Source organism: Pseudomonas sp. PA1(2017), from assembly GCF_001945375.1.
Taxonomy (GTDB): Bacteria; Pseudomonadota; Gammaproteobacteria; order Pseudomonadales; family Pseudomonadaceae; genus Aquipseudomonas.
Map to the genome: position 1 here is coordinate 320,612 of NZ_MSXU01000015.1, position 20,810 is coordinate 341,421.

At 64.0% G+C, this 20,810-nt stretch carries 16 protein-coding genes, 2 tRNA genes and 1 pseudogene; 16 read left to right on the forward strand and 3 right to left on the reverse strand.

All coding sequences use genetic code 11. The features are described 5' to 3' along the window. Positions 1-14 precede the first annotated feature (14 nt). Positions 15-557 carry an oligoribonuclease gene (gene orn, locus BVH01_RS22075; protein WP_075932380.1) on the forward strand — a complete coding sequence of 181 codons (543 nt, stop codon included), beginning with the start codon at positions 15-17 and terminating at the stop codon, positions 555-557. Here the strand turns inward: orn and queG are convergent, their stop codons facing one another. Continuing rightward, positions 558-1,628 carry a tRNA epoxyqueuosine(34) reductase QueG gene (gene queG / locus BVH01_RS22080; RefSeq protein WP_075932381.1) on the reverse strand — a complete coding sequence of 357 codons (1,071 nt, stop codon included), beginning with the start codon at positions 1,626-1,628 and terminating at the stop codon, positions 558-560. It abuts the gene before it with no gap. Positions 1,629-1,686: 58 nt separating this feature from the next. On the opposite strand from queG, the gene BVH01_RS22085 reads away from it, so the two are divergent. The 13 genes and pseudogenes from BVH01_RS22085 to BVH01_RS25330 all read left to right on the forward strand — a co-directional run bounded on the left by BVH01_RS22085 (position 1,687) and on the right by BVH01_RS25330 (position 16,993). Next, complete coding sequence (locus tag BVH01_RS22085; RefSeq protein WP_075932382.1) at positions 1,687-3,186, forward strand: bifunctional ADP-dependent NAD(P)H-hydrate dehydratase/NAD(P)H-hydrate epimerase; 1,500 nt, start codon at positions 1,687-1,689, stop codon at positions 3,184-3,186. Then, the gene (tsaE, locus tag BVH01_RS22090) at positions 3,174-3,641 is read left to right on the forward strand and encodes a tRNA (adenosine(37)-N6)-threonylcarbamoyltransferase complex ATPase subunit type 1 TsaE (protein WP_075932383.1); all 468 of its coding nucleotides are present in this window, start codon (positions 3,174-3,176) and stop codon (positions 3,639-3,641) included. The genes BVH01_RS22085 and tsaE overlap by 13 nt, the downstream gene beginning before the upstream one ends. An 8-nt stretch (positions 3,642-3,649) precedes the next feature. Beyond that, a complete protein-coding gene (locus BVH01_RS22095; RefSeq protein ID WP_218189125.1) occupies positions 3,650-5,080 on the forward strand; it encodes an N-acetylmuramoyl-L-alanine amidase in 1,431 nt (476 codons plus the stop codon). Then, the gene (mutL, locus tag BVH01_RS22100; RefSeq protein WP_168177306.1) at positions 5,077-6,951 is read left to right on the forward strand and encodes a DNA mismatch repair endonuclease MutL; all 1,875 of its coding nucleotides are present in this window, start codon (positions 5,077-5,079) and stop codon (positions 6,949-6,951) included. Before BVH01_RS22095 ends, mutL begins: the two co-directional genes overlap by 4 nt. Positions 6,952-7,178: 227 nt before the next feature. Beyond that, a complete protein-coding gene (gene miaA, locus BVH01_RS22105) occupies positions 7,179-8,135 on the forward strand; it encodes a tRNA (adenosine(37)-N6)-dimethylallyltransferase MiaA (protein ID WP_075932386.1) in 957 nt (318 codons plus the stop codon). A 111-nt stretch (positions 8,136-8,246) separates the two neighbouring features. Next, positions 8,247-8,507, forward strand: coding sequence for an RNA chaperone Hfq (gene hfq, locus BVH01_RS22110; protein WP_013793183.1), 261 nt, complete (start codon positions 8,247-8,249; stop codon positions 8,505-8,507). A gap of 14 nt (positions 8,508-8,521) precedes the next feature. Further along, complete coding sequence (gene hflX / locus BVH01_RS22115) at positions 8,522-9,823, forward strand: ribosome rescue GTPase HflX (protein WP_075932387.1); 1,302 nt, start codon at positions 8,522-8,524, stop codon at positions 9,821-9,823. Positions 9,824-9,920: 97 nt separating this feature from the next. Then, entirely contained in the window at positions 9,921-11,111 is a 1,191-nt protein-coding gene (gene hflK, locus BVH01_RS22120; protein ID WP_075932388.1) for an FtsH protease activity modulator HflK, read from the forward strand. Next, positions 11,111-11,980: a protease modulator HflC gene (gene hflC, locus BVH01_RS22125; protein ID WP_075932389.1), complete on the forward strand. Its 870-nt coding sequence runs from the start codon at positions 11,111-11,113 to the stop codon at positions 11,978-11,980. The genes hflK and hflC overlap by 1 nt, the downstream gene beginning before the upstream one ends. Positions 11,981-12,327: 347 nt before the next feature. Continuing rightward, positions 12,328-13,512 (forward strand): ATP phosphoribosyltransferase regulatory subunit, encoded by a 1,185-nt coding sequence (locus tag BVH01_RS22130; RefSeq protein ID WP_075932390.1) that lies wholly within the window; start codon positions 12,328-12,330, stop codon positions 13,510-13,512. A gap of 79 nt (positions 13,513-13,591) precedes the next feature. Then, complete coding sequence (locus tag BVH01_RS22135; RefSeq protein ID WP_075932391.1) at positions 13,592-14,884, forward strand: adenylosuccinate synthase; 1,293 nt, start codon at positions 13,592-13,594, stop codon at positions 14,882-14,884. A 990-nt stretch (positions 14,885-15,874) separates the two neighbouring features. Beyond that, positions 15,875-16,135 (forward strand): annotated as a pseudogene (locus tag BVH01_RS25325) (HAMP domain-containing protein); the annotation flags it as partial. Further along, on the forward strand, positions 16,109-16,993 hold the full coding sequence (locus BVH01_RS25330; protein ID WP_371915269.1) for a methyl-accepting chemotaxis protein: 885 nt from the start codon (positions 16,109-16,111) through the stop codon (positions 16,991-16,993). The pseudogene BVH01_RS25325 and the gene BVH01_RS25330, both read left to right, overlap by 27 nt. Before the next feature lie 94 nt (positions 16,994-17,087). On the opposite strand, the gene BVH01_RS22145 is transcribed toward BVH01_RS25330, so the two are convergent. Together BVH01_RS22145 and BVH01_RS22150 are read right to left on the reverse strand one after the other, a co-directional pair. Next, positions 17,088-17,174: transfer RNA gene (locus BVH01_RS22145), tRNA-Leu, on the reverse strand. An 83-nt stretch (positions 17,175-17,257) separates the two neighbouring features. Then, positions 17,258-17,344: transfer RNA gene (locus BVH01_RS22150), tRNA-Leu, on the reverse strand. 202 nt (positions 17,345-17,546) lie between these two features. Here BVH01_RS22150 and rnr point away from each other — a divergent pair. Together rnr and rlmB are read left to right on the forward strand one after the other, a co-directional pair. Then, a complete protein-coding gene (rnr, locus tag BVH01_RS22155) occupies positions 17,547-20,042 on the forward strand; it encodes a ribonuclease R (RefSeq protein WP_075932393.1) in 2,496 nt (831 codons plus the stop codon). After that, complete coding sequence (rlmB, locus tag BVH01_RS22160) at positions 20,039-20,788, forward strand: 23S rRNA (guanosine(2251)-2'-O)-methyltransferase RlmB (protein WP_075932394.1); 750 nt, start codon at positions 20,039-20,041, stop codon at positions 20,786-20,788. Before rnr ends, rlmB begins: the two co-directional genes overlap by 4 nt. The last annotated feature ends 22 nt before the right edge of the window (positions 20,789-20,810 follow it).

Here is a 20,810-nt window from a genome sequence, read left to right on the forward strand (position 1 = left end):
AAGAGGAGCGCAGCATGCAGAACCCACAGAATCTGATCTGGATCGACCTGGAAATGACCGGTCTCGATCCCGAAACGGACGTCATCATCGAGATGGCGACCATCGTCACCGATACCGAACTCAACGTGCTGGCCGAAGGCCCGGTGATCGCCGTGCACCAGAGCGACGAGCGCCTCGCGGCGATGGACGAGTGGAACACGCGCACCCACGGTGAGAGCGGCCTGACCCAGCGCGTGCGTGACAGCAAGATCAGCCAGACCGAAGCCGAGGCGCAGACCATTGCCTTCCTGGAAAAGTGGGTGCCGAAAGGCAAGTCGCCGATCTGCGGCAACAGCATCGGCCAGGATCGTCGCTTTCTCTACAAGTACATGCCGGCGCTGGAAGCCTACTTCCATTACCGCTACCTGGATGTGTCGACCCTGAAGATTCTTGCCGAGCGCTGGGCGCCCGGCATCAAGGAAGGCTTCGTGAAAACCGGCACTCACCAGGCGCTGGATGACATCCGCGAGTCCATCGCCGAGCTCAAGTACTACCGCCAGCACCTGCTCAAGGTCTGATCACCCCTGGCGTTGGGCGTGCTGCTCCAGCGCCCACTGCACATGCTCGCGCACCAGCTCCGAGGGATATTCACGGCGGGCCTCCAGTGCTTCCAGTACCGGGATGCTCGACGGCGCGTTACCCAGGCCGACGGCCAGGTTACGCAGCCAGCGCTCGTAACCGGCGCGGCGCAGCGGTGAGCCTTCGGTGCGGCTGAGAAATTCCTCCTCGCTCCAGCGAAACAGCTCGGCCAGTTCGGCATTGTCGAGGCTGTGCCGCGGCTGGAAATCAAACTGTTCGGTAGGTTTGGCGAAGCGGTTCCAGGGGCAGACCATCTGGCAGTCATCGCAGCCGAACACGCGGTTGCCGATGGGCGCGCGCAACTCTTCCGGAATCGGCCCCTTGAGCTCGATGGTCAGGTAGGAAATACAGCGCCGCGCATCGAGCACGTAGGGGCCGACGAAGGCGGCAGTCGGGCAGATGTCCAGGCAGGCGCTGCAGCGCCCGCAGTGTTCGCTGCCGTGGGGCGTGTCCTCGGGCAGCGGGATGTCGACGAACAGCTCGCCGAGAAAGAAGTAACTGCCAGCCTTGCGATTGAGCACCAGGGTGTTCTTGCCGATCCACCCAAGACCGGATTGTTCGGCGATGGCTTTCTCCAGTACCGGCGCGCTGTCGACGAATGCACGGTAGCCAAAGGGGCCGATGGCCTGCTGGATACGCTCGGCCAACTGCTGCAGACGTTTGCGGATCAGCTTGTGGTAGTCGCGGCCCAGGGCGTAGCGCGACACGTAGGCTTTTTCCGGCTCCTGCAGGCGCTGGGCCATCTGCGTGTCGCCGGGCAGGTAGTCCATGCGCAGCGACACCACGCGCAGGGTGCCGGGCACCAGCTCGTCGGGATGTGAACGTTTGCGGCCATGTGCGGCCATATAGTCCATCTCGCCTTGGTAACCGGCATCCAGCCAGCGCTGCAGGTGCGCCTCGTGCTCGCCCAGCTCCAGGCCGCTGATGCCCACCTGCTGGAAGCCCAGTTCACGCCCCCAGTCCTTGATGGACTGGGCGAGGCTGGTGAGGTCGAGGGTGGCGTCGGTCATGCTGGGCGGGAATCTGCAGTAGGCGGCGTATAATTCTGCCAGACATCGGAGCTCAGGCATGCGGCATTCATCAGACGATCTTCCTCTCGCGCTCTACAGTGCCGCCCAGGTGCGGGCGCTGGATGCAGCGTTGATCGCTGCCGGCACGCCAGGTTTCGAGCTGATGCAGCGCGCGGCCCATGCCATCTGGCGGGCGCTGCGTCGCGAATGGCCGAACGCTGGCGCGGTGACCGTGCTGGCCGGGCACGGCAACAATGCGGGTGACGGCTATCTAGTGGCGGCTCTGGCCCAGCGCGCCGGCTGGCAGGTGCGGGTGCTGGCCGTTGGTGAGCCCCAGCGTTTGCAGGGCGATGCCGCCCTGGCCCGTGATGAGGCCCGTGCAGCCGGTGTCGAGATCCTGAATTGGCAGGCGGATTCCGAGCCCCGGGGCGTGCTGGTCGACGCGTTGCTCGGCACCGGCCTGGCAGGCGAGGTGCGCGAACCTTATGCCGCGGCCATCGACTGGATCAACCGCAGCGGCCAGCCCGTGCTGGCCGCTGACATTCCCTCCGGCATCTGTGCCGACAGGGGGCAGGTACTGGGCATTGCGGTGGTCGCGCAGCTTACCGTGACTCTGATCGGCCTGAAGATCGGGCTATTCGTGGGCCAGGCGCTCGATCATGTCGGGTGCCTGGTGTTCGATGACTTGCAGGCTGATGAAGACATCGTGACGAGCCAGCCGTATGCGGCGCAACGCCTGGCCGGCGTTCTTCTGCCGAGGGTGCCCGCCCGGCAACCGGCCACCCATAAAGGCCAGCTTGGCCACCTGCTGGTGGTCGGTGGCGATCAGGGCACCGGCGGCGCGGCGTTGCTGTCGGCCCAGAGCGCGCTGCGCAGTGGGGCTGGCATGGTGTCGCTGGCTACCCGTGGCGAACACGTCGGCGCCGCGCAAACGCGCCTGCCCGAGGTCATGAGCCTTGCAGTCGCCTCGGCAAATCAGCTGCAGGGGCTGGGCGACAAGATCTCGGTCTGGGTCGTCGGGCCCGGACTCGGGCAGGGCGCGTGGGGGCGCAGTCTGCTGTCGGCAGCAGCCACCGCCGGAGGCGCCCAGGTATGGGATGCCGACGCGCTCAATCTGCTGGCGGCGAGTGCGGCGCGTATCGCGCCCGGCAGTGTGATCACCCCGCACCCCGGCGAGGCCGCGCGCCTGCTAGGCATCTCCACATCGGCGCTGCAGGCCGATCGCCCGGCCGCGGCCAGGGCGCTGGCCCAGCGTTTCGAGGTGGTCTGCGTACTTAAAGGTGCCGGTACCCTGGTCGCTGATCCGGCTGGTCGCCTGCTGGTGTGTGACCGAGGTGATCCGGTGATGGCCGGCGCCGGGCTGGGTGATGTGCTGGCCGGCTTGATCGGCGCCTTGATCGCCCAGGGTTGCAGTACGTGGGAGGCGGCCAGCCTTGGTGTGTGGGTGCACGCCCGGGCGGGCGAATCTTTGGCAAATAAAGGAAATGGTCTGGCGGCCAGCGATCTGTGCGACTCTATCCGCCATTTGTTACAGGAGCGAGCCGCTTGTCGGAAATAGAACTGTTCGCCGCCGATGAAGACGCCATGCTGGCGCTCGGCGCGCGCATTGCCGCTGCCACTGGCGGGCGCGGCGTGATTTATCTGGAAGGCGACCTGGGCGCCGGCAAGACCACGCTGTCACGCGGCATCCTGCAAGGCCTCGGGCACCGCGGTGCGGTGAAGAGCCCCACGTTCACCCTGGTAGAGCCCTACGAGATCGGCGAAGTCAGGGCCTTTCATTTCGACCTGTATCGTCTGGTCGACCCGGAGGAACTGGAGTTTCTCGGCATCCGCGATTACTTCGAAGGTGATGCCCTGTGCCTGATCGAGTGGCCCCAGCGCGGTACCGGCGTTTTGCCAAAGGCCGACCTTGACATTACCATTAGCCCGCGAGCGGGTGGCCGGTCGCTGCTGCTTCGCAGCCATAGCGCGAAGGGTGAACACTGGTGTGCCGTTTTGGCACCCGGAGCATGAACGATAGAGTGGGGGCGGGTATGCGCATAGGCGCGCGAATGATCGCGGTCGGGCTGATGTTGGCGGTCATGGCTGCCGACGTGTGGGCCGCGTCGGATGTGCGCAGTGTTCGTCTGTGGCGCGCACCGGACAACACGCGGCTGGTCTTCGACCTCTCCGGTCCGGTGCAGCACAGCGTGTTCACCCTGACGGCTCCGGATCGCATCGTCATCGATATCAGCGGTGCCAAGCTGGTCACCTCGCTAGACAAGCTCGCCCTGAGCAATACGCCGATCACCGCCGTTCGCTCGGCGCAGCGCACACCGGATGACCTGCGCGTGGTCATCGACCTGTCGGCCCAGGTCACACCCAAGAGCTTCACCCTGGCGCCCAATCAGCAGTATGGCAATCGCCTGGTCGTCGATCTGTTCGATCAGGCTTCGGATGCGGCGCCCAGCCTGCCATCCACCACCACCGCCAGTGCGCCGCCAGTGCCCGTCACGCCGACCCAGGCACCGCCCAAGCTGGCGCCGGTGCCCGGCGGCAAGCGCGATATCGTGATTGCCATCGACGCCGGCCATGGTGGCGAAGACCCCGGCGCACTGGGACCGACCAAGGGCCAGTTCGAGAAGAACGTGACCCTGTCCATCGCCAAGGAGCTGCAGCGCCAGATCAACGCGCAGAAGGGCTTCCGCGGCGAACTGGTGCGCACCGGCGACTATTTCATTCCGCTGCGTAAGCGTACGGAAATCGCCCGCAAGAAGGGCGCCGATCTGTTCGTCTCCATTCACGCCGATGCTGCGCCACGGGCAGCGGCCTTCGGCGCCTCGGTTTACGCGCTGTCCGATCGCGGCGCCACGTCGGAAACCGCGCGTTGGCTGGCGGATGCCGAGAACCAGTCCGATCTGATCGGCGGTGCCGGCAACGTCAGCCTCGAAGACAAGGACCGTATGCTCGCCGGCGTTCTACTCGACCTGTCGATGACCGCGTCGCTGTCCTCCAGCCTCAACGTCGGGCAAAAGGTGCTCGGCCAGATGGGGCAGGTCACGCCGCTGCACAAGCGCCGCGTCGAACAGGCTGGCTTCATGGTGCTGAAGTCGCCGGATATTCCGTCGATCCTGGTGGAGACAGGCTTCATCTCCAACCCCAGCGAAGCGCGCAAGCTGCATTCGGCCAGCCATCAGCAGAGCCTGTCGCGCTCCATCGTCACCGGCGTCAAACAGTTCTTCGAGCAGAACCCGCCGCCCGGTACCTACATCGCCTGGCTGCGTGACAACGGCAAGATAGCCCAGGGCCCGCGTGAGCATCGGGTCGCCTCCGGGGAAAGCCTGGCGCTGATCGCTCAGCGCTACCAGGTCAGCCTGGCCAGCCTGCGTACTGCCAATTCGCTGAAGTCCGATGTGATCAAGGTCGGCCAGACGCTGCACATTCCGGCGACCTCGCTGGCTGCCCAGCCATGAGTGAAATGACACGTATCCAGCTGCTCAGCCCGCGGCTGGCAAACCAGATTGCCGCCGGTGAGGTGGTCGAGCGCCCGGCATCGGTGGCCAAGGAGTTGCTGGAGAACAGCCTGGACTCCGGCGCCAAGCGCATCGAAGTGGATGTCGAACAGGGCGGCGTGAAGCTCCTGCGCGTGCGTGACGACGGCCGCGGCATCGCCGCCGATGACCTGCCTCTGGCCCTGGCACGTCATGCCACCAGCAAGATTCGCGAGCTCGAAGACCTCGAGCAGGTGATGAGCATGGGCTTCAGGGGCGAAGCGCTGGCGTCGATCAGCTCGGTGGCCCGGCTGACGCTGACCTCGCGCACCGCCGAGGCCGACCAGGCCTGGCAGGTCGAAACCGAAGGCCGCGACATGCAGCCGCGGGTGCAGCCGGCTGCCCACCCGGTCGGCACCTCGGTGGAAGTGCGCGACCTGTTCTTCAATACGCCGGCGCGGCGCAAGTTCCTCAAGGCCGAGAAGACCGAGTTCGACCACCTGCAGGAAGTCATCAAACGTCTGGCACTGGCGCGTTTCGACGTGGCCTTCCATCTGCGTCACAACGGCAAGAACGTGCTGACCCTGCACGAAGCCAACGATGACGTGAGTCGCGCCCGGCGGGTTGCTTCCGTATGCAGTGCTGGGTTTCTGGAGCAGGCGCTGCCCATCGATATCGAGCGCAACGGTCTGCACCTGTGGGGCTGGGTGGGTTTGCCGACCTTCTCGCGCAGCCAGGCGGACCTACAGTATTTCTACGTGAATGGCCGCATGGTGCGCGACAAACTGGTCGCCCATGCAGTACGCCAGGCGTATCGCGACGTGTTGTTCAACGGTCGCCACCCGACTTTCGTGCTGTTCCTGGAAATCGACCCGACCGCCGTCGACGTCAACGTGCACCCGACCAAGCATGAAGTGCGCTTCCGTGAAGGTCGCACGGTACATGACTTCCTGTATGGCACCCTGCACCGCGCGCTTGGTGAGGTGCGCCCCGAAGATCAATTGGCTACCCCGGCTGCCGCCGAGACGGTGCTGCGGCCTACCGGCCTGGCTGCTGGCGAGTTCGGCCCCCAGGGCGAGATGGGCCTTTCCGCCAGCGTGCTCGAACGCCCTGCCGAATCCGTCTGGCGGTCGCCTGGCGCCGGCTACCAGGCGCCGCGTAGCGAATCCCAGCTGCCAGCCGCCGAGGCGCAGGGCGTGTATCGCGAGTTCTACGCGCCGCTGGCCACGGGCGGCGCGCCTGCCGCGCTGCCCCAGGCGCAGGGCGATATCCCGCCGCTGGGTTACGCCATCGCGCAGCTCAAGGGGATCTACATTCTTGCCGAGAGCGCTCATGGGCTGGTGGTCGTGGACATGCACGCGGCCCACGAGCGCATCACCTACGAGCGCCTGAAGGTGGCGATGGCCAGTGAAGGCCTGCGTGGCCAGCCGCTGCTGGTGCCCGAGTCCATCGCCGTGAGCCAGCGCGAAGCGGACTGCGCCGAAGAGCATGGCCAGTGGTTCCAGAAGCTCGGCTTCGAGCTGCAGCGTCTGGGGCCGGAAACCCTGGCGATCCGCCAGATTCCGGCGCTGCTCAAGCAGGCCGAGGCGACGCGCCTGGTCGGTGACGTGCTCTCGGACCTGCTCGAGTACGGCACCAGCGACCGCATCCAGGCGCACCTCAACGAGTTGCTGGCGACCATGGCCTGCCATGGCGCCGTGCGCGCGAACCGCCGCCTGACCCTGCCGGAAATGAACGCCCTGCTGCGTGACATGGAGCAGACCGAGCGCAGTGGCCAGTGCAACCATGGACGGCCGACCTGGACGCAGATGAGTCTCGACCAACTGGATAAGTTGTTCCTGCGTGGCCAGTAACAGACCGCTGAAAAACTACCTGCGTTGGCAATACTGCGTTAAAACCAGCCTAAAAAAGCTCATTCACAATACGTAAGCTGCGCTTTTCGGCTGTTTTTGCGGGGCCGCCTTCGGTACCGTCTTGCCTGTCTCGCCTACGTCTTTCAGTGGCCTGCTAATCCGGCGCCGCGCTTGCAGCATATGGCCCATGTCCGGAAAATGGGCCGCCGTTCCTTCGAGTCGTGCCGATGCCCTCCTTACCTCCCGCCATCTTTCTGATGGGCCCGACCGCGTCCGGCAAGACCGACCTGGCCCTGGCTCTGGCGCGCGTGCTGCCCTGCGAGTTGATCAGCGTGGATTCGGCACTGGTCTATCGCGGCATGGACATCGGCACGGCCAAGCCGGACCGCGCCACCCTCGAGGCTTTCCCCCATCATCTGGTGGATATTCGCGACCCTGCCGAGGCCTACTCGGCGGCCGATTTTCGGCGTGATGCCCAGGCAGCCATGGCGGATATCACCGCGCGCGGGCGTATCCCGCTGCTGGTGGGCGGCACCATGCTCTATTACAAGGCGCTGCTCGAAGGGCTTGCCGATATGCCGGGCGCCGATGCCGATGTACGCGCGGAGCTCGAGGCGCGCGCCGAGCGCGACGGCCTGGCGGCGCTGCACGCCGAGCTGCAGGCGGTGGATCCGCAATCGGCTGCGCGCATCCACCCGAACGATCCCCAGCGTCTGGTCCGGGCCCTGGAAGTGTTCCGGGTCAGTGGCGTGACCATGACGCAATTGCGTGCGCAGCAGAGCGAAGCGGCCTCTGAGGGTGGCGGCTTGCCCTATACTGTCGTGCAGTTGGCGATAGCGCCGGCGCAGCGGCAGATTCTCCACGAACGAATCGCCAAACGTTTTGATCTGATGCTGGAACAGGGCTTCGTCGCCGAGGTCGAACGCCTGCATCGCCGAGGTGACTTGCACGGTGAAATGCCGTCTATAAGGGCGGTGGGATACCGGCAAGTATGGGATCATCTGGAAGGGCGACTCGACGCTGCGCAGATGCGCGAGCGCGGCATCATCGCTACCCGCCAGTTGGCCAAGCGGCAGTTCACCTGGTTACGCAGTTGGGAAAATGTGCACTGGCTCGACAGTCTCGATTGCGACAATCTGCCACGTGCCTTGAAATACATGGCGACGGTCTCCATATTGAGCTGAGACCTTGCCGCGGGCCGTCTATCCTTGGGGGAAGGCGTGCCAAAGCCGTTCACAGGCTAAGCAAACCGTTCAAAAACTATTCAATTATCGATTCATTTAGGAGTGCGGCACATGTCAAAAGGGCATTCGCTACAAGACCCTTACCTCAATACCCTGCGGAAGGAGCGCGTCCCGGTTTCCATCTACCTGGTCAACGGCATCAAGCTGCAGGGCCAGATCGAATCCTTCGACCAGTTCGTCATCCTGCTGAAGAACACCGTCAGCCAGATGGTCTACAAGCACGCGATCTCCACCGTGGTGCCGAGCCGTCCGGTTCGTCTGCCAAGTGCTTCCGAGTCCGATCAGGCTGAATCCGAGCCCGGCAACGTTTAACCCAGGGGGTCGCATTGTTCTTCGAGCGCCATGAAGGAGGTGAACGGGCCATCCTGGTTCATCTGGATAGTCAGAACACCGAGGCGAGCGAGGATCCCCAGGAGTTTCACGAATTGGCGCTTTCCGCCGGTGCCGATACCGTGGCGTTCTTCAGTGTGCCCAATAGCCGGCCCACGGCGAAGTTCCTCATCGGTAGCGGCAAGGTGGAAGAGCTGCGTGACCAGGTCAAGGCCCACGAGGCCGATCTGGTCATTTTCAATCACGTCCTAACGCCCAGTCAGGAGCGTAACCTCGAGCGCATGTTCGAGTGTCGCGTCCTGGATCGTACCGGGCTGATTCTCGACATCTTCGCCCAGCGCGCCCGTACCCACGAAGGCAAGTTGCAGGTCGAGCTGGCTCAGCTCGATCACATGAGCACGCGCCTGGTGCGTGGCTGGACTCACCTCGAGCGGCAGAAAGGCGGTATCGGTCTGCGTGGCCCGGGTGAAACCCAGCTGGAAACCGACCGCCGCCTGTTGCGCGTGCGCATTCGCCAGATCAAGCAGAAGCTGGAGAAGGTGCGCAGCCAGCGTGAGCAGGCGCGCCGTGGTCGAAAGCGTGCGGATATCCCGTCCGTATCCCTGGTCGGCTATACCAACGCCGGCAAATCCACGCTGTTCAACGCCCTGACCGAATCCGAGGTCTATGCGGCGGATCAGCTGTTCGCCACCCTCGACCCGACCTTGCGCCGTCTGCAGCTCGACGACCTGGGGCCAGTGGTGCTGGCCGACACCGTGGGCTTCATCCGTCACCTGCCGCACAAGCTGGTCGAGGCGTTTCGTGCCACCCTCGAGGAATCGAGCAATTCCGACCTGCTGCTGCACGTGATCGACTCCCACGAGCCGGAGCGCGATGCACAGATCGAGCAGGTGCTCGAGGTGCTCGGTGAAATCGGTGCCCAGGATCTGCCCGTGCTTGAGGTGTACAACAAGCTCGACCTGCTCGAAGGCGTAGAGCCGCAGATTCAGCGCAATGCCGACGGGCGCCCCGAGCGGGTCTGGTTGTCGGCGCGTGATGGTCGCGGCCTGCCCTTGCTCAAGCAGGCCGTTGCCGAGCTGCTCGGTGACGACCTGTTCGTTGCCACACTGCAGTTGCCGCAGCGCCTGGCGCGCTTGCGGGCGCAATTCTTTGAACTGGGTGCCGTGCTGCAGGAGTCCTACACGGAGGACGGCAGCAGCCTGCTACAGGTGCGCATTCCGCGGGTCGAACTCAACCGTCTGGTAAGCCGCGAGGGCTTGCAGCCACTCGAGTTCATCGAGCAACACACTTTGCAATAAAGCCCGCAACGGTGATTTTGCCGCTGGAAGCAGGCATTCTGTAGCATTGGTGGGCGCGCCGTTGGCGCGTCTTTGCTTTATCAGTATGGAGAGCGCTATGGCTTGGAATGAGCCGGGTGGCAATTCGAACAATCAGGATCCCTGGGGTGGCGGCGGCCGTCGTGGTAACGGCGGCGGTGGCGGCGGCGACCGCAAGGGACCACCGGATCTTGACGAAGCCTTCCGCAAGCTACAGGACAAACTCAATGGGGTGTTCGGTGGCGGCAACAAACGCGGCAGTGACAACAATGGTTCCAGAGGCAAGGGTGGCGGTTTCGGCCTGCTGTTCGTTGCGTTGGCCGTCGTGGGCGCTTTTTGGCTGTACAACGCTATTTATGTGGTCGATGAGCAGGAGCAGGCCGTCGTGCTGCGTTTCGGCAAGTACCACGAGACGGTCGGCCCGGGTCTGAACATCTACTTCCCGCCGATCGATCGCAAGTTTCAGGAAAACGTCACCCGCGAGCGTGCATACAGCAAGCAGGGGCAGATGTTGACCGAAGACGAGAACATCATCGAAGTACCACTGACCGTTCAGTACAAGATCAGCAACCTGCAGGATTTCGTACTCAACGTCGACATGCCTGAAACCAGTCTGCAACACGCCACCGACAGCGCCGTGCGCCATGTGGTGGGCTCCACCGAGATGGACCAGGTGCTGACCGAAGGTCGTGAGCAGATGGCTGGCGATGTGCGTGAGCGTCTGCAGCGTTTCCTCGACACCTACCGGACCGGTATCACCGTGACCCAGGTGAACCTGCAGAGCGCTGCGGCGCCGCGTGAAGTGCAGGAAGCCTTCGATGACGTGATTCGTGCCCGCGAAGACGAGCAGCGTGAGAAGAACCAGGCGGAAACCTACGCCAACGGCGTGGTGCCGGAAGCCCGTGGTCAGGCCCAGCGCCTGATCGAGGATGCCAGCGGTTACCGCGATGAAGTGATCTCCCGCGCCCAGGGTGAGGCGGATCGTTTCACCGCGCTGGTAGCCGAGTACCGCAAGGCCCCGGAAGTCACCCGTGAGCGTCTGTACCTGGACACCATGCAGCAGATGATGAGCAACACCAGCAAGGTGCTGGTCACCGGCGACAAGGGGCAGAACAACCTGCTTTATCTGCCGCTGGACAAGATGATCGACAGCCGTGGCGGCAGCAGCAATGCGTCTTCTAGCGCTGCCGGTGCTGGCGCGGCCGATCTCGGTGCACGCGTTGGTAACAACGTCGGGCAGTCCGATGTGCGTACAAGGGAGAGCCGTTGATGAGCAATAAATCACTGGTGACCCTGATCGCGGGCGTCGTGCTGGCCCTGGTGGCCTGGAGCAGCTTCTACATCGTGGCGCAGACCGAGCGGGCGGTATTGCTGCAGTTCGGTCGTATCGTCGAGGCGGACGTGCAGCCGGGTCTTCACATGAAGATTCCTTACGTCAACCAGGTACGCAAGTTCGATGCTCGCCTGCTGACCCTGGATACCGTCAATTCGCGCTTCCTGACCCTCGAGAAGAAAGCGCTGATGGTCGATGCCTACGCCAAGTGGCGCGTGCTGGATGCCGAGCGTTACTACACCGCCACCTCGGGCATGAAGCAGATTGCCGACGAGCGTCTGTCGCGCCGTCTCGAAGCATCGCTGCGTGACCAGTTCGGTAAGCGCACCCTGCATGAGTCGGTGTCCGGCGAGCGTGATGCGCTGATGGCTGACGTGACCGCTTCGCTCAACCGTGCGGCGCAGCGTGAGCTGGGTATCGAGGTGGTGGACGTTCGCGTCAAGGCCATCGACCTGCCCAAGGAAGTCAATCGCAGCGTTTTCGACCGCATGAGCTCGGAGCGTGAGCGCGAGGCCCGTGAGCATCGTGCAAAAGGTAAGGAGCTCGCAGAAGGTATTCGTGCCGATGCTGATCGTCAGCAGCGCGTGATTCTCGCCGAGGCTTATCGCCAGGCCGAGGAACTGCGTGGTGAGGGTGACGCCCAGGCCGCTGCCATCTACTCCAAGGCTTATGGCCAGGATCAGGAGTTCTACTCGTTCTACCGCAGTCTGAACGCTTATCGCGAGAGTTTCGCCGAAAAGCGTGACGTGCTGGTGCTGGATCCGAGCAGCGATTTCTTCCGCTACCTGGAAAAGTCCAAGCCATAACCGCGGCCCTGAGCCGCAGGCCAAACGCCGCAAGCCGATGCCGAGTGCTCGCTTGTCGTGTGAAGCTTGCGGCTTGAGGCTTTCGACGTGGTATGATGCGGCAGCCGGGAAAATCCCGGCTTTTTTACGCCTGTGGGAATCATGCGGCACGAACTGAGCGTTACGTTCTGTCTTCCAAGGTCCCTGACCTTGCCCCTTTCCGCGCCGCTGGCGTGGGGGCTTCGTGCAATCAAATCTCTGATCGCTTCGATGCCCGTTCCTGGAGTCGACCGGCCTGTTGCCGGGCTCGGCTTCCCATCCGCTTCACTGAAGGCTTGTGCCGCCCGAATCAAGAGGGAAATGGCGAAATGGCAACGGTAGACCGCTGGCTGCTGCCAGATGGGATCGAAGAAGTATTGCCCCCGGAAGCGGCGCGCATCGAAATCGCGCGTCGCCAGGTGCTGGATCTGTTCCAGCGCTGGGGTTACGAATTCGTGGTTACGCCCCATATCGAGTATCTGGAGTCGCTGCTCACCGGCGCGGGCCAGGACCTGGATCTGCGTACCTTCAAGGTGACCGATCCGCTGTCCGGCCGGCAGATGGGCTTTCGTGCCGACATCACGCCGCAGGTCGCGCGTATCGATGCGCACACCCTGCGCCGTGAAGGCCCGAGCCGCTTGTGCTACGCCGGCAGCGTGCTGCATGCGCAGCCGCGGGCGCTCACCACGTCGCGCAGCCCGATTCAACTGGGCGCCGAGCTGTATGGCGACGCCAGCCCGGCCAGCGATGTCGAGGTAATCAGCCTGCTGGTCGATACCCTCGAGCTGGCCGAAGTGCCGGACGTGCACATGGACCTGGGGCATGTCGGTATCTACCGCGGCCTGGTGCGTGCCGCCGAGCTTTCCGGCGAGGTCGAGCAGCAGCTGTTCGATGCCCTGCAGCGCAAGGCCATGGATGAGATCGATGCGCTGACGGAGGCGCTGCCTGACTCGCTGCGCCGCATGCTGCGGGCCCTGGCGGAGCTGTGCGGAAGTCGCGACGTGCTGGATCTGGCCCAAGCCTGCCTGGTCGACGCGCCGGATGATGTGCATGCCGCTCTCGATGAGCTGGTGGCCATCGCCGATGCGCTGGAGCTGCGCTATCCGGAGCTGCCGTTGTATTTCGATCTGGGCGAGCTGCGTGGTTATCACTATCACACTGGCGTGGTGTTCGCTGCGTTCGTACCTTCCGTGGGGCAGGCCATCGCCCAGGGCGGTCGTTACGACGACATCGGCGCCGACTTCGGTCGTGCCCGGCCGGCTACCGGCTTTTCCACCGACCTGAAAACCCTGGTGACGCTCGGCCGCATGCCGCTGGGCGAAGAGCCGGCTGGTATCTGGGCGCCGGACAGCCATGACGTTTACCTGTGGCAGGCGGTTCGCCGCCTGCGTGCCGACGGCGAGCGCGTGGTACAGGCGCTGCCCGGTCAGGAGCTAGGCGAGGCGGCGCAGGTGCGCTGCGATCGCCAGTTGGTATTGCGTGACGGTCGCTGGCAGGTGCTGGCGCTGGACTGAGCGGCCCGCGGGGTCGTCTATTCTGATTTACTTTCGCCGGCCGTGACCGGCTCAAGCTTGCGCGAAGAGGACAAGTATCATGGGTAAGAATGTCGTCGTCCTGGGCACCCAATGGGGTGATGAGGGCAAGGGCAAGATCGTCGATCTGCTGACCGAACATGCCGCCGCCGTCGTGCGTTACCAGGGCGGTCACAATGCCGGCCACACGCTGGTGATCGACGGTGAGAAAACCGTACTGCACCTGATTCCGTCGGGCGTACTGCGCGAGGGCGTGCAATGCCTGATCGGCAATGGCGTGGTGGTCGCTCCTGACGCCCTGCTGCGCGAGATCAACAAGCTGGAAGAGAAGGGTGTACCGGTGCGCGAGCGCCTGCGCATCAGCCCGTCCTGCCCGCTGATCCTGTCCTACCACGTGGCGCTGGACCAGGCGCGCGAGAAGGCCCGTGGTGAGCTGAAGATCGGCACCACCGGTCGTGGCATCGGCCCTGCCTACGAAGACAAGGTCGCCCGTCGTGGTCTGCGCATCGGTGACCTGTTCCACCGCGAGCGTTTCGCCGCCAAGCTTGGCGAGCTGCTGGATTACCACAACTTCCAGCTGGTGAATTACTACAAGGAGCCGGCCATCGACTTCCAGGAAACCCTGGATCAGTGCATGGAATACGCCGAGCAGCTCAAGCCGATGATGCTCGACGTCACCGCCGAACTGCACAACCTGCGTCGCGCTGGCAAGGACATCATGTTCGAAGGCGCCCAGGGCTCGCTGCTGGACATCGACCACGGCACCTACCCGTACGTCACCAGCTCCAACACCACCGCTGGCGGTATCGCCACTGGTTCCGGCGTTGGCCCGATGTACATCGACTACATCCTCGGCATCACCAAGGCCTACACCACGCGCGTCGGTTCCGGCCCGTTCCCTACCGAGCTGTTCGATGATATCGGTGCTTTCCTGGCCAAGCGCGGCCACGAGTTCGGCGCCACCACCGGCCGTGCCCGCCGTTGCGGCTGGTTCGACGCGGTGATCCTGCGTCGCGCCATCGACGTCAACAGCATCTCGGGCCTGTGCCTGACCAAGCTGGACGTGCTCGACGGTCTGGAGACCATCCGCATCTGCGTGGGCTACAAGAACGAGAACGGTGCGGTCATCGATGCGCCCACCGATGCCGACAGCTACATCGGCCTGGAGCCGGTGTACGAGGAAATGCCGGGCTGGAGCGAGTCGACCCTGGGTGCCAAGACCCTGGAAGAACTGCCGGCCAACGCCCGTGCCTATATCTCGCGCCTGGAAGAGCTGGTCGGTGCGCCGATCGACATCATCTCCACGGGGCCGGATCGCAACGAGACCATCGTGCTGCGTCATCCATTCGCCTGAGCGGTAACCGCAGGTCGGTAAAGGAAACGGGTCGCCTTTGGGCGGCCCGTTTTCGTTTGACGAGCCACGACGCTTGGGCGCAATCTGGCGATGTGCCTCTACTCGGCACGCGCCTTGCTTTGACTTGATCCTACCCTGAAGTTGCCGCTCCTCTGGCGGTCGGAGGATTTGCCCGTGATCGCTGTCTTGTCGCTGTTGCGTAGTCGCCTGCTGTTGCCCGTGTTCATCGCGCTGGGCGTGGCCTTGTTCGTGCAGGTGCTGCTGGTGCTGGCCCTGACCCGCAGTACCGTGGACGGTCTGGTGACCGACCTGGAGCGTCAGCTGGGCAGTGATTCCCAGCGTCTGGCGGACGAGTTGGAGCAGGCCAATCAGGACGTTTCAGCGAGCCTGGGTAGTCTTTCCGTGCGCACCCGCGAGAGCCTTTCGGCTGGCCTTTCGAGCCGCCTCAGCGAGGAGCGCGTGCAGATTCGCGCCAGCCTCGAGCGCAGCCTTCGCGACTCTGCCAATGATCTGGCGCAGTTGCTCGCCGCCGTGGCGCCGCGCGCCATGTGGGATTCCGATATTCCCGCGCTGTCGGAATTCGCCCGCCGTGCGCAGCGTAACCCCAACGTGTTGTTCGTGATCTACGACGATGCCGAGGGTAACCATCTGACCCGTTATCTCAATCGCCAGAACGAGCAGATCAAGAACATGCTCGACAAGGGTGAGGGGGAGCGTGCGCTGGACAAGGTGGTCAATGCAGCCAAGACCGACCCGACCGTATATTTCGTCGAAGCCAGCATCAGCCCCAACGATGTGGAAATCGGCAAGGTGCTGATGGGGGTGTCCACGGCTGCCATCGATGCCGAGCTGGCGGCTGTGGACAAGCGTTTCGAAGCCTTGCTGGCCAGTGGTGGGCAGCTCGTCGCCGACAGCCTGGCTGGCGCCTCGACGGACAGCGCCAAGGCGCTCTCGCAGCGGCTGGCTTCGGCGCAGCAGGCGGCCCAGGGTATGGCGACCAATACCGGTGCAGCGGTCGACGCTGCTGCCTCGAATCTGCGTTGGCGCATTGGGCTGGGCCTCGCTGTAGTCGGGTTCGGAGTTTTGCTGGCGCTGGCCATCGTGCTGGGGCGCCGTGTGGTGGTGCGCCTGCGCACTTTGATCGCAGCACTCGATGACCTGGCTGCCGGTGAGGGCGACTTGACTCGCCGTATCGAGATCGACAGCCGCGACGAGGTCGGAGAGATGGCCTCGGCGGTCAACCGTTTTGTCGCCAAGCTGCAGCCTATCGTTCGCGAAGCGGGTGAAGTGGCGGTGCGAACCGGGCAGGAAATCAGCGCCCTGAGCGCTCGCAGTGCGGCGGCGGAGTCGGCCGCCGAGCGCCAGCGCGACGAGGTGGCGGCCAGCCTGCAGGCGCTGGCGGCGATGGCCGACGAGGCCCAGGCCGAGAGCCGGGCCATGCAGGAGGCGCTGCAGCGGGTCGAGGCCATTCGCCAGTCGACCCAGGAGAACGCTGCGATCGCCAATCGTGTCGGCGGCTCCATCGAAGAGCTGGTACAGCGGGTCGGCGCCGGTTCGGCGGTCATCGAGCGCCTGGCCAAGCAGAGCGAGCAGATCGAAGTGGTGCTCACGGTGATTCGCTCGATCGCCGAGCAAACTAACCTGCTGGCTCTCAACGCGGCCATCGAGGCGGCGCGGGCTGGCGAGAGCGGCCGCGGTTTCGCGGTGGTAGCGGATGAGGTACGCGCGCTGGCCAGCAAAACCCAGCAATCGACCGGCGATATTCAGTCTCATATCGTCGCCCTGCAACAGGGCGCTCGCGAGGCGGTCGGGGCGATCGGTCAGGCGGGCCAGCAGGCGGATCAGGGATTGGCGGCGCTTCGTGAAAGTGCGCGAATCCAGCAGGCGGTGCAGCGCTCGGTCGAGGACGTGCACGGCGCCATCAATGCCGCCACTCAGGCGGCGGCGCATCAGGCCGAAGGTGCCGATGCGGTGCGTGGGCGGGTCGAGGTGATCCATGCCGAAGCCCAGCGTGCGGCTGAGGCTGTGGCGGCGACGGCCGACAGCGGTCGGGTGCTCGATGGTCTGGCGGGGCAGCTCAAGGGCAGCCTGGGCCAGTTCAAGGTGTGAGGAGGGTGGCGCGGGCCTGGTGATTGCCAGGCCTTGCAGGTCACTTTATCGCAGGCAATAAAAAACCGAGCCATCGGCTCGGTTTTTTTGAATTTGGTGCCCAGGAGAAGACTCGAACTTCCACGATCTTGCGATCACTGATACCTGAAACCAGCGCGTCTACCAATTCCGCCACCTGGGCACTGCAGTAATGTTCGTCGTTACCGACACGGATCATTACGTCCGTTATTTGCAAAGCAGGTTATCAAGCTGCTTCACGAAATTTGGTGCCCAGGAGAAGACTCGAACTTCCACGATCTTGCGATCACTGATACCTGAAACCAGCGCGTCTACCAATTCCGCCACCTGGGCACTGAAACTGATGATTGCTCATCTGTTCCGTGTTACAACGTCTGCTCGACGCTGTGGGCGCGAACTATACGGTCGTGCTTTTACCTTGTAAACCCCTGACGTCGAAAAATTATTCTCGGTGAAAGCTGACCCGGAGGGCGCTTTCGCGCTTCAATACACACATGGCAAAAACCGACTCTATAGATAAGGTGAACAGTTTCTAATGGCCGATTGGCAATCCCTCGATCCCGAGGCCGCTCGAGAAGCGGAAAAGTATGACAACCCCATTCCCAGCCGCGAGCTGATTCTTCAGCAGCTGGCTGACCGCGGCTCGCCCGCCAGTCGTGAAGAGCTGGTCGACGAATTCGGGCTGACCACCGACGAGCAGATCGAAGCCCTGCGCCGCCGGCTGCGCGCCATGGAGCGCGACGGCCAACTGATTTATACCCGCCGCGGCACCTATGCGCCGGTGGACAAGCTGGATTTGATCCTCGGTCGCGTCAGTGGCCACCGCGACGGCTTCGGTTTTCTGGTGCCCGATGACGGCAGCGACGACCTGTTTCTCAGCCCGGCGCAGATGCGCCTGGTGTTCGATGGTGACCGCGCGCTGGCGCGGGTTTCCGGCTTCGACCGTCGTGGTCGTCGCGAAGGCGCCATCGTCGAAGTGATTTCCCGTGGTCACGAGACCATCGTCGGCCGTTATTACGAAGAGAGCGGTATCGGCTTCGTGATTCCCGACAATCCGAAGATCCAGCAGGAAGTGCTGGTCACCGCCGGCCGTAACGGCGGCGCCAAGCAGGGTCAGTTCGTCGAAGTGACGATCACTCACTGGCCGACGCCGCGCTTCCAGCCCCAGGGCGACGTGACCGAAGTGGTCGGCAACTACATGGCACCGGGCATGGAAATCGACGTGGCGCTGCGCAGCTACGACATTCCCCACGTCTGGCCCGAGGCGGTGCTCAAGGAAGCCCGTAAGCTCAAGCCCGATGTCGAGGAGAAGGATAAGGAAAACCGCGTCGACATGCGGCATATCCCTTTCGTCACCATCGATGGCGAGGATGCCCGGGACTTCGACGACGCGGTGTATTGCGAGAAGAATGGCGGCAACTGGCGTCTGTTCTCCGGCGGATGGAAGCTTTACGTGGCCATCGCCGACGTTTCCCACTACGTGAAGGTCGGCTCGGCGCTGGATGCCGAAGCCCAGGTGCGCGGCAACTCGGTGTATTTCCCCGAGCGGGTCATTCCCATGCTGCCGGAAGAGCTGTCCAACGGCCTGTGCTCGCTGAACCCCAAAGTCGATCGCCTGGCCATGGTCTGCGAGATCTCGATCTCCAAGACCGGCAAGATGACCGACTACAAGTTCTACGAGGCAGTGATCCACTCCCATGCGCGCCTGACCTACAACAAGGTCAGTGCCATGCTCGAGCAGCCCAAGAGCAGCGAAGGCAAGGCCCTGCGCAGCGAGTACAAGGACGTGCTGCCGCACCTCAAGCAACTGTATTCGCTCTATCAGGTGCTGCTCACCGCGCGCCACGAGCGCGGCGCGATCGACTTCGAAACCCAGGAGACGCGCATCATCTTCGGCTCGGGTCGCAAGATCGCGGAGATCCGCCCGACCCAGCGCAACGATGCCCACAAGCTGATCGAGGAATGCATGCTGGCCGCCAACGTGGCCACCGCCGCGTTCATGCAGAAGCACGGCATTCCGGCGTTGTACCGCGTGCACGATGGTCCGCCACCGGAGCGCCTGGAAAAGCTCAAGGCGTTTCTCGGCGAGCTGGGTCTTTCCCTGCACCGTGGCAAGTCCAAAGACGGCCCGTCGCCCAAGGACTATCAGGCGCTGCTGGAAAGCATCCGCGGTCGCGAGGATTACCACCTGATCCAGACGGTGATGCTGCGCTCGCTCAGCCAGGCGGTGTATAGCGCCGACAATCAGGGGCACTTCGGCCTCAATTACGACGCCTACGCGCACTTTACCTCGCCGATTCGCCGCTACCCGGATCTGCTGATCCATCGCGCGATCCGCAGCGTGATCCGCTCCAAGCAGGACACGCCGCACGTCGAGCGTGCCGGTGCCGTGAGCATGCCCAAGGCGCGCATCTATCCGTACGACGAGCCGATGCTCGAGCAGCTTGGCGAGCAGTGCTCGATGTCCGAGCGGCGTGCCGATGAAGCCACCCGTGACGTGGTCAACTGGCTCAAGTGCGAGTTCATGAAGGACCGCGTCGGTGAAACCTTCCCGGGCGTGATCACCGCCGTGACCGGTTTCGGCCTGTTCGTCGAGCTCAAGGACATCTACGTCGAAGGCCTGGTGCACGTCACCGCGCTGCCGGCGGATTACTACCACTTCGACCCGGTGCACCACCGCCTGGCCGGTGAGCGCAGCGGTCGCAACTATCGCCTGGGCGACAGCGTGTCGGTCACCGTGATGCGCGTCGATCTGGACGAGCGCAAGATCGATTTCGAAATGGCTCAAGGCGTCGAGCAGGCGCCTGCTGCCCGCAAGCGCCGCGAAACCGGCAGTGACAGCCGCGGTGGCCGGGGCTCGCGCAATGCGCCGGCTGGCAACACCGACGTGCAGAAAAGCCGTGACGTGAAGAAGGCGCTGCTCGACGAGTCCAAGACCTCCGGCAAGAAAGGAGGCGGCAAGACGACGGACAGGAGCGGCAAGCCGAGCCGCCACCGCAAGGGGCCGTCGAAAGGCAAGGCCAAGTCATGAGTCAGCTGGAAAAGATCTACGGCGTGCATGCCGTCGAGGCGTTGCTGCGTCATCACCCCAAGCGTGTGAAGCAGATCTGGCTGGCCGATGGTCGCAGTGACCCGCGTGTGCAGCCGCTGCTCGAACTGGCTGGCCAGGCGCGAGTCGCCGTTGGTCAGTGCGAGCGCCGTGAAATGGATGCCTGGGTCGAGGGCGTGCACCAGGGCGTGGTCGCCGAGGTCAGCCCGAGCCAGGTGTGGGGCGAGGCGATGCTCGAGGAGTTGCTCGATCGTTGTGAAGGCCCGCCGTTGCTGCTGGTGCTCGACGGCGTGACCGATCCGCACAATCTCGGCGCCTGCCTGCGCACCGCCGATGCGGCCGGTGCGCTGGCGGTGATCGTGCCCAAGGACAAGTCGGCCACCCTCACTCCGGTGGTGCGCAAGGTCGCCTGCGGGGCTGCGGAGGTGATCCCGTTGGTTGCGGTGACCAACCTGGCGCGCAGCCTGGAAAAACTTCAGCAGCGTGGCCTGTGGGTCGTCGGTACGGCTGGTGAAGCCGAGCAGGAGCTGTTCCAGCAGGACATGACCGGTCCTACGGTGCTGATCATGGGCGCCGAAGGCAAAGGCATGCGCCGCCTTACCCGCGAGCACTGCGATTACTTGGTCAAACTGCCCATGGCGGGTAGTGTCAGCAGTCTCAACGTGTCGGTCGCCACTGGCATCTGTCTGTTCGAGGCGTTGCGCCAGCGTCGCTCGGGCAAAGGCTGAAACAATCGCCGACACAGCGTCG

What these genes read in the sequence shown, in the direction of transcription:
- orn (WP_075932380.1), top strand. Translation starts at nt 15, where the DNA reads ATGCAGAACCCACAGAATCTGATCTGGATCGACCTGGAAATGACCGGT.
- queG (WP_075932381.1), bottom strand. Translation starts at nt 1,628, where the DNA reads ATGACCGACGCCACCCTCGACCTCACCAGCCTCGCCCAGTCCATCAAG.
- BVH01_RS22085 (WP_075932382.1), top strand. Translation starts at nt 1,687, where the DNA reads ATGCGGCATTCATCAGACGATCTTCCTCTCGCGCTCTACAGTGCCGCC.
- mutL (WP_168177306.1), top strand. Translation starts at nt 5,077, where the DNA reads ATGAGTGAAATGACACGTATCCAGCTGCTCAGCCCGCGGCTGGCAAAC.
- miaA (WP_075932386.1), top strand. Translation starts at nt 7,179, where the DNA reads ATGCCCTCCTTACCTCCCGCCATCTTTCTGATGGGCCCGACCGCGTCC.
- hfq (WP_013793183.1), top strand. Translation starts at nt 8,247, where the DNA reads ATGTCAAAAGGGCATTCGCTACAAGACCCTTACCTCAATACCCTGCGG.
- hflK (WP_075932388.1), top strand. Translation starts at nt 9,921, where the DNA reads ATGGCTTGGAATGAGCCGGGTGGCAATTCGAACAATCAGGATCCCTGG.
- hflC (WP_075932389.1), top strand. Translation starts at nt 11,111, where the DNA reads ATGAGCAATAAATCACTGGTGACCCTGATCGCGGGCGTCGTGCTGGCC.
- BVH01_RS22130 (WP_075932390.1), top strand. Translation starts at nt 12,328, where the DNA reads ATGGCAACGGTAGACCGCTGGCTGCTGCCAGATGGGATCGAAGAAGTA.
- BVH01_RS22135 (WP_075932391.1), top strand. Translation starts at nt 13,592, where the DNA reads ATGGGTAAGAATGTCGTCGTCCTGGGCACCCAATGGGGTGATGAGGGC.
- BVH01_RS25330 (WP_371915269.1), top strand. Translation starts at nt 16,109, where the DNA reads ATGGCCTCGGCGGTCAACCGTTTTGTCGCCAAGCTGCAGCCTATCGTT.
- rnr (WP_075932393.1), top strand. Translation starts at nt 17,547, where the DNA reads ATGGCCGATTGGCAATCCCTCGATCCCGAGGCCGCTCGAGAAGCGGAA.
- rlmB (WP_075932394.1), top strand. Translation starts at nt 20,039, where the DNA reads ATGAGTCAGCTGGAAAAGATCTACGGCGTGCATGCCGTCGAGGCGTTG.